This window comes from Streptomyces sp. NPDC059456, from assembly GCF_042750055.1.
Classification (GTDB): Bacteria; Actinomycetota; Actinomycetes; order Streptomycetales; family Streptomycetaceae; genus Streptomyces.
In genome coordinates this window covers 1-15,176 of sequence record NZ_JBHYVA010000137.1, presented here as the reverse complement: position 1 = coordinate 15,176, position 15,176 = coordinate 1, and the positions used below count along the sequence as shown (strand labels likewise).

Here is a 15,176-nt window from a genome sequence, read left to right as displayed (position 1 = left end):
GGTGGAGACGTCCCCCTTGGTCCCCACCGGGTCCCCTCCCCGGTGGGGGACGCGGGCCGGTCCGGTCACTTCCACACCCCCGGTGGAGTGCCGGGACGGCCTCTTGGCGTGCCCGCTATCGGGCGGAGGCCAGGGGCAGGGTCACCGCCGAGGCCGCCGGGTCGAGCGTCACCCGGGTGCCCGCCGGGTAGCGCAGGGTGTGGTCGCGGTCGGTGGAGGTGAGGACGATCCCGATGCGGTGGCCCGCCGGGACGATGTGCTCGGTCGGCTCCAGGTCCCAGCGGAAGGTGTACGTCCTGCCCGGCTCCACGGGGCTCTGCCAGGCGGGGCTGTTGCGGTTGCGCACGTCCGTCCACCCCCGGGTGATGATCTTGAACGGCTTGTCCGCGCGGCTGAACTCCTTCAGCGGGCGGCACCCGGTGTTCCCGGGCGCGCTGTCGCCGAAGCACCAGTTCTCCTGGCCGGCGTTCAGCTTCACCGGGTAGTTCGCCGGGCCGTAGTCCACGAGGAACGCCGACAGGTACGGGGAGGGGCCGTCCACACCTGCCCGCATGCTGATCCGGGGGGTGCCGGAGATCCGCACGGCCCCCTCCAGCGGTTCCGTCAGGTACGCGAGCCGCGCCGGGTCCTCGCCCTCCGGGGCGGTGGCCAGCTGGTCGCCGGTGCGCGACGGGTCGTCCGTCCAGCCGCGCGCCTGCGGACCGTGCAGGGAGGCGAGCTGCAGGGTCCGGTCGAGGGCGCCGCGGGCGGGCCACTCGCGGTACGCGTCCCACGTGCCCGACGGGCGCTGCACCTGCACCCGCGGCTCGGCGTCGGCCCCGGAGCGCAGCCCCATCAGCTCCTGGTCGAACCACTTGTGGACCGAGTCCAGCCAGGCCTGGCGGCGGATGTCCAGCGGGTCGTCGTGCTGGCCCTGCGTCAGCCACAGCCGGGACTTCACGCCCGAGCGCTGGAGCCGCGACCACAGGTCGAGGCTCTGCTTGGGGCGGACGTTCCAGTCGTTCAGGCCGGCGACGAGGAAGACCGAGGCGCGGATCCGGTCGGTGCGGGAGCGGAAGTCGCGTTCCCGCCAGAAGGAGTTGAGGTCGCCGTTCTCGTGCCCCATGCGGGCCTGCACGTCCGCGACCGCCCGGGCGCAGGCCTCGGGCCGGTCGCGGGTCAGGACGAGCTTGACGTGCATGTCGGCGTCGTTGCCGGGGTAGCCCATGGGGCCGACGTTCCCGCCGTTCGCGCGGTAGTAGTCGTACCAGTCGGACACCGGGAGCATCGGCACGACGGTCTTCAGGCCGCGCACGCCGGTGGTGGCGGCGGCCAGTGCCAGGGTGCCCTTGTAGCTGGTGCCGGTCATCGCGGCGGTGCCGGTGGACCAGCCGGTGGCCCTGGCCGCGGTGCCGGTGTCGTCGACGGCCGTGGTGGCGCCGGCCCGGCCGTTCAGCCAGTCCACCACCTTGGTCATCGCCTTGACCTCCTCGGGGGACACGGTGCCGGGGCAGCCGGTGGAGCCGCCGGTACCGAGCGTGGAGACCGCGAGGGTGGCGTAGCCGCGCGAGACGAAGTAGTTGTCCCAGTACGGCGGGTACTGGTCGACGTCCTTGGCGGCCTCGCCCGGCGCCCAGGGGGCCAGCTGCGGGGTGCCGGTGACATCGGCGGGGTGGAAATCGGCCTTGGCGAAGCCGCCGTGGTACGGGGAGGCCTCGATGATCGCCGGGACCTTTCGGGGCGTGTCCGGGCGGATCACCTGGACCCGGACCCTGTCCTCGCGGCCGTCGCCGTCGGTGTCCGTGTCCGTGGTCACGAACACGGTTTCGCGTATGGCCTTGCTGAAGTCGTGCACCGGCTGCGTGCCCTGTGCCTGCTGTGCGTACGCCATGGCCGGCGTTCCGGTGAGCAGGGAGGCAACGGCTGCGGTGAACACGACGGTACGTCGTGCGATGTGCATGGATGCGCTCTCGGTAGAGGCTGGAACGGGGGTCGCACGGCGGAGCCGGGGCGGTCGGCCCGGCCGGGCCGCACGGGCGACCGGACGGCGAACCCCCGCGCAGCGGCGCGGGGTTCGCGGTGGGGCCACCCCAACACGTTCCGCGGTACGAGATCAAGTGCTGCGGCGGTCCGGGAGAGCGCCGGGAGAGCGGCGAGAGAGCCCGGAGACGGCCGCTGCCTAGCCTGTCCGGCATGTCTGATCATGCGATGGACCAGAACGTCCCGTCCCGCCGCAGAACGGGCCGGGGCAAGCGCGCCGGCGTGGCCGCGGCGGCCGTGGCAGCCACGGCCGTGCTCGGCGGGGGTGCGTACGCGGGCTACCGCTTGCTCTCCCCGCCGTCGCAGGACAAGGACGTCGCGGCCGCCGCGGGCAGGCTCCAGGAGTTCCTCGACGCCTGGGCGGCGAACCGCCCCGCGGACGCGGCGGCCCTGACCGACTCGCCGGACAGCGCCCGCTCGCTGCTCCAGTCGGTGATGAAGAACGTCGCGCCGACGAAGGCCGTGATCACCGCGGACCGCCCCCGCGCCTCGAAGGGCGGCGAGGGCGCCGTCACCGTGCCGTTCAAGGTCTCCTTGCAGACCGCGGGGGCCGGGGAGCTGGCGTACGACTCCGAGGCGAAGGTCCTCAAGGACGACTCCGGCGCCTGGAAGGTGCAGTTCTCCACGCCCGTGGTGCACCCGCAGATGGAGGCCGGCCAGACGCTCGCGCTCACGGCGAACGGCGGCCGCGGCCGCATCCTCGACAAGGACGGCGCCCCGTTGGAGGCCGCCTCCCTCACCGGGGCGGTCGACGAGCAGGGCAAGGGCGTCTCGGGGCTCCAGGCCCGCTACCAGAAGGAGCTGTCCGGCGGCGCCGCGTACGGCAAGTCCGTCGTGGTGGCCGACCGCCGGTCGGGCGCCGTGGTCAGGCCCCTGACACAGGGACCGTCCGGCAAGGGCGAGGACATCCGCACGACGATCGACCAGAAGGTCCAGCGGGCCGCCTCGGGCGCCCTGGAAGGCCTGGACAAGAACGCCTCGATCGTCGCGGTCGACCCGCGCACCGGCGCCGTCCTCGCCGCCGCGAACCGGCCCGGCGGGATGAACCGGGCCCTGGAGGGCCGCTATCCGCCCGGCTCGACCTTCAAGGTCGTCACGGCGGCGGCGCTGCTGAAGTCCGGCATGAAGCCGACGGACGCGGCGGCGTGCCCGAAGTTCACCTCCGTGGACGGGCAGCGCTTCGAGAACCAGAACCAGTTCGTCCTGCCGGAGGGCTCGCTCCTGCGGGACTCCTTCGCCAAGTCCTGCAACACCTTCTTCGTCGAGGCCCGTCGCAAGGTGGCCGGGCCGGCCCTGCCGGAGACCGCCAAGGCCTTCGGCATCGGCAGCCCGTGGGACGTCGGGGCCGCCTCCTACGACGGCTCGGTCCCGCTGCCCGCCTCGGACAACGAGCTCGCCGCCAGCACCATCGGGCAGGCCCGGGTGCAGGCGTCGCCGCTGGTGATGGCTTCCATGGCGGCCACCGTCAAGGAGGGCTCCTTCAAGCAGCCCGTCCTGGTGCCGGACCACGTCCGCAGCCGGCACACCGCCCCGGCCCTGGAGGCGCAGGTGGCAGAGGGGTTGCGGGGGATGATGCGCGCCACCGTCCTGCACGGGGCCGCTGCCGCGCTGAAGGACGTACCGGGCACGGCGCACGCCAAGACCGGCACGGCCGAGTACGGCGAGGCCAGGCCGCCGCAGACGCACGCCTGGATGATCGGCTACCTCGGCGACCGGGACGTGGCCTGGTCCGTCCTGATCGAGGACGGCGGCTCGGGCGGCAAGGACGCCGGCCCCGTGGCCGCCCGGTTCCTCGAAGCCCTCCGCTGAGCACGCCGTACGGCGCGCGCTGCGCGCCGTACGTCCTGCGGCGCGGGCTCCCGCCGCCACCGCAGCGGGTGCGTGCCCGCACCCGCCAAGACCGCACCGCCCGCAACCTGCAACACAGTTGGGACTGAGACCCTGTGGTTTTCGACGCCGCGTCGCACGGGACCGTGAACCCGTCGGACAGCACGGGCGGAACGCTCCGCTTCGTCCGCACCGACGACTTCGACTCCCTCGACCCCGCCGACACGTACTACGCGTACACCTGGAACTTCATCCGCCTCCTCGGCCGGCCCCTGGTCGGCTACCGGACCGGGGAGGACGGCCGGCCGCAGCCGGTGCCGGACCTCGCCGCCTCCCTCGGCGAGCCGTCGGACGGCGGCCGCACCTGGACCTACCGGCTGCGCCAGGGCGTGTGCTTCGAGGACGGCACCCCCGTCACCTCGCAGGACGTTCGCTACGCGGTCCTGCGCGCCAACTTCCCCGAGCAGGTCTACCCGGGCGGGGTGACCCGCGGGGGCCCGGCCTACTTCCGGCAGTACCTGACGGGGCCGGAGGGCATCGGAACACCCGATGAGCACACCGTGGTGTTCCGGCTGAAGGAGCCGTTCGCGGGCTTCGACTACCTGGCCGCGCTGCCCACCACGATCCCGGTGCCGCAGCGGGCCGACACCTACCCCGAGTACCGGTGGCGGCCGGTCTCCTCGGGCCCGTACCTGATCGGGGAGTACCTGCCCGGGGAGCGCCTGGCCCTGGTCCGCAACCCGCACTGGGTCCGCGAGAGCGACCCCGTCCGCACGGCGCTGCCGGACGCGGTCACGGTCAGGCTGGGGGTGTCCGGGCCGGAGGTGGACCGGATGCTGCTGGCGGGAGAGGCCGACATCGACCTGGCCGGGGTCGGCGTGCAGCCGGAGACCCAGGACCGGCTGCTGGCGGATCCGGCGGCCAGGGAGGGCGTGGACAACCCGCACACCGGCTTCGTGTGGCTGTACTGCATCAACCAGAACGTCGGGCCGCTGCGGGACGTCCACGCCCGGCGCGCGGTGCAGTACGCGACGGACAAGGCGGCGATGCGCGCCGCGTACGGCGGGGAGCCGGCCGGGGACATCGCCACCACGCTCCTGCCACCCACGGTGGCGGGCCACGAGTCCCACGACCGCTACCCGGTGGGTCCGGACGCCACCGGCGATCTCGACGCCGCCCGACGGGAGTTGGCGCTGGCCGGGCTCCCGGAGGGCTTCCGCACCCGGATCGCGGCGCGGGAGGACCGGCGCAAGGAGTGGAACGCGGCGTTCGCGCTGTCCAGGGGCCTGGCCCGCGTGGGCATCGAGGCGGAGGTGGTGCCGTTCACCTCCGGCGGCTACTTCACCGAGACGGCGGGCGTTCCGGCGTACCTGCGGGAGCACGGCATCGGCATCGTGATGTTCGGTTGGGCGGCGGACTTCCCGGACGGCTTCGGCTACCTGCAGCAGATCGCGGACTCGCGCGCGATCAAGGAGGCGGGGAACCAGAACCTGGGTGAACTGGCGTCCCGGGAGATCGACGCCCTGCTCGATGCGGGGGCCCGGACCTTCGACGCGCGGGCCCGGGAGGCCCTGTGGGCGGCCGTGGACCGGGAGGCGATGGAGGCGGCCGTCATGTGCCCCTACATGTACGTCAAGTCCGTGGTGGTCAGGGGCGGTCGGGCCGCGAACGTGCGCATGTCCCAGGTGTACGGAATGTACGACTACGCAGCGATGTCACTGCGCAGCTGATCCTCATTTGCGAAAGGGGATCTTGAGCAATAACCTGGTCAAGTCATCCGTAAGGCGACTTTTTGACCAAAAGTCGCTTGCGGATGCGGGAATACGATGATCAGGGGGATGACATCGATACTGCGACGCGCGTGACAGTCCGGCTTCTCGGGCCGGTAACCGCCTTCCATGCAAACGTCCGGGTTCCGGTTCAGGGCCAGCGCCAGTTGAAGTTCCTGGCCAGTCTCGCTCTGAATGCGGGACAGATGGTGACGAAGGAGTCGATCGTCGAGGATTCGTGGGACACGGATCCCCCGAAGACGGTCTCCGGGCAGCTGCAGAACAGTGCATGGATGATCCGGACCGCATTCGAGGGGGTGGGTGTGGGGCGGGAGATCCTCGCCTCCCACGCCCTCGGCTACCAGCTCCACGTCCCGGCCGGCCGGGTGGACGTGTACGTCTTCCGCGACATGGTCCGGGAGTCGAAGGAACAGGGCCAGGCCGGCCGGTACCGGGAGGCGTCCGACCGCCTCGACGAGGCCCTGGCCCTGTGGAAGGGGCAGGCACTCGCCAACATCACCTCCGCCCGGCTGCGGGCCCGCGCCGACGGGCTCGACCGGGAGCGGCTCGCCGCGCTGGAGCAGCGGGCGCGGCTCGACGTCAAGCTCGGCCGGAACGAGGAGGCGATCGCCCGCCTGCACGGGCTGATCGCCGGGGATCCGCTGCGCGAGGACCTCTACGTGGCCCTCATGCACGCGTACTACGGCGCCGACCGCCAGGCCGACGCGCTCAACGTGTTCCACCAGGCCAAGCGGACGCTGATGGACGAGATCGGCATCATGCCGGGGCGCCGGCTGCGGGAGACGATGCAGTCGATCCTGGCGCAGCAGCTCCAGATCGCCGCATAGGCGCTCGGGCCCCAGGGCTCGGACAGGGCCGCCACGGGTCGTACCCGTGACGGCCCGCTTTTCGGGCCGCATTGCATAGATTTTCAAGATCACGCATACTGATGCACGCCTGATCCGCTCCGGAACCATTCGAGGGAAGGACTGCCGTGACGCACGCACTGCCGAAGGGCTTCGTCGTCCACACCGCGCCGGTCGGGATCGCCGACGACGGACGCGACGACCTGTGCATCATCGCCTCCGAGGTCCCCGCGAAGACGGCGGGGGTCTTCACCCGCTCCCTGTTCGCCGGGCCGTCGGTCCTGCTGTCGCGCGAGGCCGTCGCCGACGGCTCGGCCCGCGGCGTCGTCGTCGTGGCCCGCAACGCCAACGTCGCCACCGGCGCCGAGGGGGCCCGCAACGCCGCCGCGGTCCGCGACGCGGCCGCCCGCGCCGTCGGGATCGACCCCGCCGAACTGCTCATCGCCTCCACCGGGGTGATCGGCGTGCAGTACCCGCTGCCGTCGATCCTCGGTCACCTCGAAGGCCTGGCCTGGCCTCCGGAGCGGCCGGCCGCCGGCATGGACGCCGCCGCGCGGGCCATCATGACCACCGACACCCGGCCCAAGTGCGTGTCCGTACGTGTCGGCGACGCCGTGCTGACCGGCGTGGCGAAGGGCGTCGGGATGATCGAGCCCGACATGGCCACCCTGCTCACCTTCTTCGTGACGGACGCCGAGCTCGACGGGGCGTGGCTGACCGCCGCCTTCAAACGGGTGATGGACGTGACCTTCAATGCGGTGTCCATCGACACCGACACCTCCACCTCCGACAGCGCCGCCCTCTTCGCCAACGGCCTGGCCGGCCCGGTGGACCCGCAGGCCTTCGAAGCGGCCCTGCGCGAGGTCGCGTTGGCACTGGTGAAGATGATCGCCTCGGACGGCGAGGGCGCCTCCAAGCTCATCCAGGTGACGGTCACCGGGGCCCGTGACGGCGCCCAGGCCAAGCGGGTCGGCAAGGCCGTGGTCAACTCGCCCCTGGTGAAGACCGCCGTGCACGGCGCCGACCCCAACTGGGGCCGGGTCGTGATGGCCGTCGGCAAGTGCCAGGACGACACGGACATCGCGCCCGAGCGCGTCCGCGTCTCCTTCGGCGCGGTCGGGGTCTACCCGCCGGCCGGCGACGAGCAGGCCCGGCGCGCCGAGGTCGCCGACTACCTGAAGGCCGCCGACGAGGTCCTGATCGGGATCGACCTCGGCATCGCCGACGGCTCCTTCACCGTCTACGGCTGCGACCTGACCGAGGGCTACGTCCGCCTGAACTCGCAGTACACGACCTGAGCCCCGGTCGCGGCCGGGGTGCGGGCCCCTGCCCGGGCCGAGCGGTCCGCGGCGGCCTCGGCCTGCGGATGAGTTCGACCGCACGCTGGCGGCCGTCGGCGATATCGACCGGCGGGTCTACCGCAAGACCTTCGCCAACGTCGTCGACCGCCCCGCGGAACATTTGCCGACGTGCGGCATCGGTGTCGAAGCCCGCGGCCTGCGATTCGAACGCCATCTGGACTGCAGGGGCAAGTGGGACTCAGGGACACGATCCACTGAGTGGCCGGTTATCGCCGACGCTATCGCCCGGTGCACGTATGTTCGGGCCCCGTGCTCTGTAACTGCCGACCTCAATAGGCGAGTTGTAGTAATCTCGCAACACCTTGCATGTTTGTCAACAAGTCAAGGATCTCGGTCGACCAGCCCAGCCTGCGTCTGCTGTCCTACCGGCCGGTTCACGCCGTTCCAGTGTCTCGCCCGGCTGGCAGTCAGGGTCGAACCCCTGCCGTTTGCTGGTTGAGGTGGCCCGAGAGTGTCGAGCTGCGTCACGACAACCGATCTATGAGAGGCCCGGAAACCATGCTCAACCTGGAACTGCTCAGGTCAGACCCCGAAGGCGTGAAGGCTGGACTCCTGAAGCGGATGGACTCGGTGGACTTGGGTCCGATCCTGGAGGCGGACCAGTCTCGCCGGTCTCTGGCCATGCGCGTCGAGAAGGCCAGGAGTGAGCTCAAGAAGCAGTCCAAGGAGATCGGGACCCTCAGGGCATCCGGGGTCGACACTGCGGCGCAGCAGGAGGCGACGGCCGGGCTCGCCGACGAGATCACGCAGCTGCAGGCCGAGCTCAATCAGGTGGAGCAAACTCTGCAGCAGCTGATGATGGAGCTGCCCAATATTCCCGATGCGCAGGTTCCCGTCGGTGGCAAGGAGATGAACGAGGTCGTCCACACCTGGGGTGAGGCCCCGGAGCTCGGCCCCGACGCACTGGACCACGTGGAACTCTGTACGCGGCTCGGCCTGGTCGACTTCCCGCGCGGTGTGAAACTGGGCGGATCCGGCCACTGGCTGTACCGGGGGCAGGGTGCGGCGCTCGAGTGGGCACTCCTGGACTACTTCTCGCGGGAGCACTACCAGGCGGGATACGAGTTCATGCTCCCGCCGCACCTCTTGACGGAGGAAAGCGGTTTTGCCGCCGGGCAGTTCCCGAAGTTCTACGACGACGTGTTCCACCTGGTTCCGGACGGCGGGGGGCGCGGATCCTTCCTGCTGCCCACTTCGGAGACCGCGATTCTGAACACGTATCGCGATGAGATCATCCCCGACTCCAGCCTGCCGATGAAGGTGTTCGCCTACACGCCGTGCTACCGCAAGGAATCGGGCGGATACCGTACCGAAGAGCGCGGCACCATTCGCGGTCACCAGTTCAACAAGGTCGAGATGTTCCAGTTCGTCGCACCCGAGGACGCGGACGCGGCCTTCGAGGAGATGCTGCGCCGGACGGAGTCCCTGGTCGAAAACCTGGGACTTCACTACCGGACCTCACGGCTCGCTTCCCGCGACGTCAGCGCAACCATGCGCAAAACGTTCGACGTGGAGATCTGGATTCCCAGCCTGGGGACGTACAAGGAAGTGTCCTCGGTCTCCTGGGCGGGTGACTACCAGGCGCGTCGGGCGAACATCCGCTACCGGCCCCAGGGTGCCAAGGGCACGGCGCTCGTCCACACGCTCAACGCTTCCGGCCTGGCCACCAGCCGCCTGCTGCCCGCGATCGTCGAGCAGAACCAGCAGCCCGACGGTTCCATCGTGGTGCCGAAGCCGCTCCGCCACTGGCTCGGCACGGATGTGATCCGCCCGAAGGGCTGAAGGAAATGCGGGTTGCAGCCTGCCGGGCTGCCGGCCTGATGGCTTGACGCCTGGAGTGCTCCGGGTGGTGAGGGATTGCGCTCCACTTGCCACCCGGAGCCCGGGAGCTGCTCGGAGCTCGGCCGAAACGGAGAGGAGTTCTCTCTTGCCCGACAGGTCCATCGTGCAGCTGCTGCACACCCTGGATGCCCATGAAAAGCGAGCCCGTAATTCGCTGAACTTCACGCCCAGCGAGAACACCATGTCGCCGCTGGCCCGGTTACCGCTCGTCCTGGACACCTACTCACGCTATTTCTTCGACCATATGAGCCTGTTCAACGAATGGCTGTTCTTCGGGGGAATCGAAGCGGGTCGGATAGAACTCGACATACTGAGGCCCCTGCTCCAGGAGATGGCCGGCGCGCAGTTCGTCGACGTCCGGCCGATATCAGGCCTCAACTGCATGACGATCGCCATGGCCGGCCTGTGTCCCAGGGGCGGGACGATGCTCACGGTTCCGGAGGCGAGCGGCGGTCACATGAGCACGACCCACGTGGCCGACCGCCTGGGCATCCGGACGCTTCCCATCCCCATGGCGGGGACCCACGACGTGGACCTGTCCTCGCTGGAGAGACTCCTCGCGCAGTCCCGGCCCGATCTGATCTATCTCGACCAGTCGAGCCAGCTCTTCCCCATGGATCCGCATCCCGTACGGCAGTTGATCGACGCGGTGTCGCCGGAGACCGTGCTTCACCTGGACTCCAGTCACACCAACGGCCTCATCCTCGGCGGGGCGCTACCGAATCCGCTCCGGCGTGGCGCCCATACCTTCGGGGGATCCACCCACAAGACGCTCCCCGGACCACACAAGGGGTTCCTCGCCACGAACGACGAGCGGCTGCGCGACCGACTGGACGCCATCGCCTATCACTACGTCAGCCACCATCACCTGGGTGCAGTGGTGTCCCTGGCCATCACTCTCCTGGAGCTGCGTGACTGCAACGGTGAGGACTACGCCCGTCGGGTGATGGCCAACGCCCGCCGCTTCGCCGGGGCGCTGTGGGAGCGAGGGATTCCCGTGGCGGAACCTGATCTGGGGTTCACGGCGTGCCATCAGGTGTGGGTCAAGCCCCTCACCCGTACGGATGCCACGAAGACCGCGCAGCTGCTCGAGGAGAACGGGCTCCTCGTCAACAAACTGACGGGGTTGCCCGGAATCCCGGGACCGGCGTTCAGGCTCTCCCTTGCCGAAGCCACCCGGCTCGGCGCGAAGGACGCCGAAGTGGACGAACTCGCCCTGGTGTTCGCGGACCTGCTGTCCGACACCACGCGGGACCGTCACGAGGACGTCCTGGAGCTGCGGCGCCGTCTCGGCCGTCCCCGCTACTGCTACGACCACGAGGACCTCCGGGCCTTGGGTGCGCCCGCGGACCTGCTGGACCTGTTCAGCACCGTGATCGATACGGTGAGGCATCGTCAGGGGGACTGATGGCGGAGCGTCGGAGTCTTCGGATCGGTGACCTCACTGCGATCGCGGTCCCTGCCGAGCCGGCCATCAGCCCCGACGGCCGGCACATCGTCTACGTACTCAGGACATCGGACGCCGAAGCCGACCGCGAGCGGCGGTCCCTTTGGTGGGTGACCCCCGGCAGGGGCAGGCCGCGCCCGCTGACGCAGGGGCCGGCGGACTACGCACCGGCGTGGTCCCCGGATGGCGGCCGGGTGGCGTTCCTGCGCGGGGACTCCGGCAGCCCGGCGCAGGTGTGTCTCATCACCGTCGGCAACGGCGGGACCGAGCAGCTGGCCCAGCTGACCCAGCTGCCCCTGGGCGCCGGACGGCCGGTGTGGAGCCCTGACGGCACACGGATCGCCTTCACCGCACCGGTCGGCAAGGAGACGAAAGGGCCTGCAGAGGAAGGCCCGGCGAAGGCCGGGCGCACCCACATGCATGTCCTGCACGTCATCACCCGCGAACTGACCCGTGTCACGGAGGGATTCCGGTCGGCAGGGGTGCCGTCCTGGGCCCCGGACGGCACCCGTCTGGCGTTCCCGGCCATCCGGGATCCGGGCGTGGACCCGGCCGGGATCTGCGCAGCCCACGTACTCGACGTGACGCGGCCCGGTGCGGCGCCCGTACGGGTGGGGTCGCCGGCAGGGGTGGCCGAGACGGTCAACTGGCACCCGGACGGTACCGCCCTGCTCGTGCGGGGCCAGGGGCGCTCGGGACCGGGGCACTCACGGCTGTGGCGCGTGCCGCTGGACGGCGGTCGGCCCGCGGAGCTGACCGGTCATCTGGACCGCAACGTCATGTCGGCCGTGCTGGGCAGCAGGTACCGACACGGGCCCGGCGGGCCGGGCGAGCGGGAAGCACTGGTTCTCCTCCGGGACGAAGGGCACTTCCACCTGTACGGCGTCGGCGTCGACTCAGCCGAGTGGCGCGTGGTCGTCGGCGGGGCCGGCCGCAGCGTCAGCGCCGCCACCGCTGCGGAGGGCTCGGGCACCCTCGCACTGGTCGTGGCGACTCCCACGTCCTACGGTGAGATCGTCGCCGTCGATCCGGCCGACGGCACCGAGCGGATCCTCACCGCCCACGGTGACATGGCCCTGCCCGGCATCGCACTGTACCCACCGGTGGAGCGCAGATTCACCGTCCCGGACGGGACGGTCGTCCAGGGCTGGGTCATACGTGACCCGGCGGCCGCCCGCCCCGGGCCGCTCCTCCTCGACATCCACGGCGGGCCGCACACTGCCTGGAACGGCGCAGCCGACGGCGCACGCCTGTACCAGCAGGTCCTGGCCGCACTCGGATGGACCGTGCTCCTCGTCAACCCGCGCGGCAGCGACGGCTATGGGGAGCGGTTCTACTCCCAGGTGGTGGGCGGCTGGGGGAGAGCCGATGCCGGAGACCTGCTGCACGCCGTGGAGGAGCTGGTGGGAGACGGAACCGCGGACCCCGGCTGCCTCGCCGTCGCGGGGTACAGCTACGGCGGGTACCAGACGTGCTTCCTCACCGGTCGCGACCGGCGATTCGCCGCCGCGGTCGCCAGCGCAGCGATCAGTGACCTGGTGAGCTGGGCCCGCACCTCGGACATCGGCCCGGTGACCGCAGAGCAGGAACTCGGCGGCGCCCCGGAGACCTCGCCCGACCGGTACGCGGCTTCGAATCCGATGTCACAGGTGGGAGCCGTCCGCACCCCGACCCTGCTGCTCCACGGGGCGGACGACGTCCGTTGCCCCGCCGACCAGGCCCGTCAATGGTTCGACGCCCTCCGTGCGCAGCACGTTCCCACCCGGCTGGTGCTGTACCCCGGCGAGTCCCACAGCTTCGTCTTCGAGGGGCGCCCGTCCCACCGGATGGACTGGAACCTGCGCATCGTGGACTGGTGTGAGAAGTACGCCGGTTCCCGGGCGCAGCGCTAGCCGGCGGACGTGGCCGTACCGGAGGACTCCTCGGCCTCACGCAGCACTCTGAGCAGGTTGCGCCCAGCCACTTGCAACAACTCGTCGTCGCTGTACTTCCGGCTTCTGAGCTCTTCGAAGAGCCGCGGATAGCAGGAGACGTCCTCCAGGCCGGCGGGCTGGAACGGCACACCGTCGTAGTCCCCGCCGATCCCCAGGTGCGCGATTCCGGCAACCTCCCTGATGTGATCGATGTGATCCGCGACCTGGGACACGTTGGCCGGGCTGAAGGGGTGGGAGTCCTGCCAAGCGGCGATGCGCCGGGCCACTTCCGCAGGTGCGTCCGGGTAGGCGGCACGCAGCCGGGCCTCCTCGGCATTGTGCGCCAGCCATACGTCGGCGATCTCCTGGGAGACGAAGCCCGGAGCGAAGGTCACCATGCAGACCCCGCCGTTCGTGCGCAACTGCGTCAGCACGTCGTCGGGGACGTTGCGGGGATGGTCGCACAGTGCCCTCGCGGAGGAGTGGCTGAAGATCGCAGGAGCGCGGGCCACCCTCAGCGCGTCGCGCATGGTCGACACCGCGACATGCGACAAGTCCACGAGCATACCGAGGCCGTTCATCTCCAGGACGACACGCTCGCCCAGCTCGGACAGCCCGTCATGTACGGGGACATCGGTCGCCGAATCGGCCCATGGAGCGTTCTCGTTGTGCGTCAGGGTCAGATAGCGGACGCCGAGTGCGTACATCATCCGCAGCACGCCCAGGGAGCTGCCGATCGAGTGGCCGCCTTCCATGCCGATGAAGGACGCGATCCGCCCCTCGTCGGTCGCGGTCGTGACGTCGGCGGCGGTGAGGGCGAGCCTCAGGTGCTCCGGGTACCGTCGCAGCATGGTGTGGCACGCATCGATCTGCTCCAGCGTCATGGGGACCGCCACTTCGGGCGGGGCCGAAGGGACGTACACGGACCAGAACTGCGCGCCGACGGCTCCGGCCCGCAGCCGGGGGAGGTCGGTGTGCAGGGAGGGTACGCGCTCCCTCAGGTCGATGCGGTCGAAATCGCACGCCACCTGTTCGCGCAGTTCCCACAGCAGGTCGTTGTGCCCGTCCAGGAGCGGAGCCGTCCGGAGGAGATCACCGATTTCCCTCATCGTGCCGCCGTCTCCGTTCCGATCACTGCCCGTTCCTTTCCCATGTACGGCTGCAGGCACGAGGGGAGACGGATCGAGCCGTCGTCCTCGCGGCAGTTCTCTATGAGTACGGCCCACAGTCGTGACGCGGCGACCGCCGACGCGTTCAGCGTGTGCACGAAGACATTTCCCGTCGCAGTACGGGTCCTGATCCGGCTTCGGCGGGCCTGGAAGTCGGTGAAGAGGGACACGGTCGAGACGGGTAGCCAGCGCCGCAGGCCGAGCGCGTACACATCCAGTCTGCAGGCGCGGGAGGCGGCGAACGGAAGGCGCCCCGAGCAGACGTCCAGCACCCGGTAGGGCAGCTGCAGCAGCTGCAGCGCCCGTTCCGAATCGGCCAGCAGAGCACGGAAGTGCTCCTCGGAGGTCTCGGGCGCCACTATTCTCGACAGCTCGATCTGGTGGTACTCGTGGAGACGCTGCATCCCTCTCGCATCGGCTCCCGCGCTTCCCGCCTCCTTTCGGAAGCAGGCGGTGTGCAGCATCGCCAGAACAGGCAGATCGGCCGCATCGAACAACTCGTCACGGTGCAGGGCGGTCATGGGTACTTCGCCCGTGGGGACGGCGTACAGATCGTCGCCGGCCATGCGGTAGACGCCGTCCTCGAACTTGGGAAGATGACCCGACCCGAACATCGCCTCCTCCCGGACGAACTGTGGGAGCAGCAGCTCCTCGTACGTCGGCCGGTGCAGATCGAGACCGAAGGAGACGAGGGCGCGCAGTAACCGGGCCCCGTCACCGCGCAGGACCGGGAAGCCGGCACCACTCATCTTCGCGGCCCTGCCCGGGTCCCACCAGTTGAAGGCCGTGGCGGTGTCCCAGTGCCGGCTCGCCCGCCCCGACTGCGGAACCGGCGGTCCGCTCTCGCGCAGCACCACGTTCTGCGCCTCCTCCAGACCGGACGGCGTGCCGGCCGCCGGGAGGTTGGGCAGGGCCAGCATCAAGGAGAGGTACTCCCCTGGCGCCCGCGGGGGAGCCCGATCC

General features: G+C 70.4%; 10 protein-coding genes. 7 read left to right on the top strand and 3 right to left on the bottom strand.

Annotation, left to right across the window (positions count from 1 at the left end):
* Nucleotides 1-115: 115 nt before the first annotated feature.
* Nucleotides 116-1,939 carry a CocE/NonD family hydrolase gene (locus tag ACFXA3_RS14915; RefSeq protein WP_385186851.1) on the bottom strand — a complete coding sequence of 608 codons (1,824 nt, stop codon included), beginning with the start codon at nt 1,937-1,939 and terminating at the stop codon, nt 116-118.
* Between the two features lie 233 nt (nt 1,940-2,172).
* Between ACFXA3_RS14915 and ACFXA3_RS14910 the strand changes: the two genes are divergently transcribed.
* The 7 genes from ACFXA3_RS14910 to ACFXA3_RS14880 all read left to right on the top strand — a co-directional run bounded on the left by ACFXA3_RS14910 (nt 2,173) and on the right by ACFXA3_RS14880 (nt 13,023).
* Nucleotides 2,173-3,828: a penicillin-binding transpeptidase domain-containing protein gene (locus ACFXA3_RS14910; RefSeq protein WP_385186850.1), complete on the top strand. Its 1,656-nt coding sequence runs from the start codon at nt 2,173-2,175 to the stop codon at nt 3,826-3,828.
* A gap of 164 nt (nt 3,829-3,992) precedes the next feature.
* On the top strand, nt 3,993-5,576 hold the full coding sequence (locus ACFXA3_RS14905; RefSeq protein ID WP_385186848.1) for an ABC transporter substrate-binding protein: 1,584 nt from the start codon (nt 3,993-3,995) through the stop codon (nt 5,574-5,576).
* A gap of 245 nt (nt 5,577-5,821) precedes the next feature.
* Nucleotides 5,822-6,463 (top strand): BTAD domain-containing putative transcriptional regulator, encoded by a 642-nt coding sequence (locus ACFXA3_RS14900; protein ID WP_385186847.1) that lies wholly within the window; start codon nt 5,822-5,824, stop codon nt 6,461-6,463.
* Between the two features lie 146 nt (nt 6,464-6,609).
* Nucleotides 6,610-7,779 (top strand): bifunctional glutamate N-acetyltransferase/amino-acid acetyltransferase ArgJ, encoded by a 1,170-nt coding sequence (gene argJ / locus ACFXA3_RS14895; RefSeq protein ID WP_385186846.1) that lies wholly within the window; start codon nt 6,610-6,612, stop codon nt 7,777-7,779.
* Nucleotides 7,780-8,340: 561 nt separating this feature from the next.
* Entirely contained in the window at nt 8,341-9,624 is a 1,284-nt protein-coding gene (serS, locus tag ACFXA3_RS14890; protein ID WP_385186844.1) for a serine--tRNA ligase, read from the top strand.
* 163 nt (nt 9,625-9,787) lie between these two features.
* Entirely contained in the window at nt 9,788-11,092 is a 1,305-nt protein-coding gene (locus ACFXA3_RS14885) for an aminotransferase class I/II-fold pyridoxal phosphate-dependent enzyme (protein ID WP_385186843.1), read from the top strand.
* Nucleotides 11,092-13,023 (top strand): S9 family peptidase, encoded by a 1,932-nt coding sequence (locus ACFXA3_RS14880; protein WP_385186841.1) that lies wholly within the window; start codon nt 11,092-11,094, stop codon nt 13,021-13,023. The genes ACFXA3_RS14885 and ACFXA3_RS14880 overlap by 1 nt, the downstream gene beginning before the upstream one ends.
* Here ACFXA3_RS14880 and ACFXA3_RS14875 read toward each other — a convergent pair.
* Nucleotides 13,020-14,153 carry a dipeptidase gene (locus ACFXA3_RS14875; protein WP_385186839.1) on the bottom strand — a complete coding sequence of 378 codons (1,134 nt, stop codon included), beginning with the start codon at nt 14,151-14,153 and terminating at the stop codon, nt 13,020-13,022. The genes ACFXA3_RS14880 and ACFXA3_RS14875 overlap by 4 nt on opposite strands.
* The coding region (locus tag ACFXA3_RS14870) for an aminoacyl--tRNA ligase-related protein (protein ID WP_385186837.1) at nt 14,150-15,176 on the bottom strand (1,027 nt) is incomplete at its 5' end. The genes ACFXA3_RS14875 and ACFXA3_RS14870, both read right to left, overlap by 4 nt.

Bases quoted from the DNA above. Each gene is read 5' to 3' on its own strand.
- ACFXA3_RS14900 (WP_385186847.1), top strand. From the start codon at position 5,822: ATGGTGACGAAGGAGTCGATCGTCGAGGATTCGTGGGACACGGATCCC.
- ACFXA3_RS14875 (WP_385186839.1), bottom strand. From the start codon at position 14,153: ATGAGGGAAATCGGTGATCTCCTCCGGACGGCTCCGCTCCTGGACGGG.
- serS (WP_385186844.1), top strand. From the start codon at position 8,341: ATGCTCAACCTGGAACTGCTCAGGTCAGACCCCGAAGGCGTGAAGGCT.
- ACFXA3_RS14915 (WP_385186851.1), bottom strand. From the start codon at position 1,939: ATGCACATCGCACGACGTACCGTCGTGTTCACCGCAGCCGTTGCCTCC.
- ACFXA3_RS14910 (WP_385186850.1), top strand. From the start codon at position 2,173: ATGTCTGATCATGCGATGGACCAGAACGTCCCGTCCCGCCGCAGAACG.
- ACFXA3_RS14880 (WP_385186841.1), top strand. From the start codon at position 11,092: ATGGCGGAGCGTCGGAGTCTTCGGATCGGTGACCTCACTGCGATCGCG.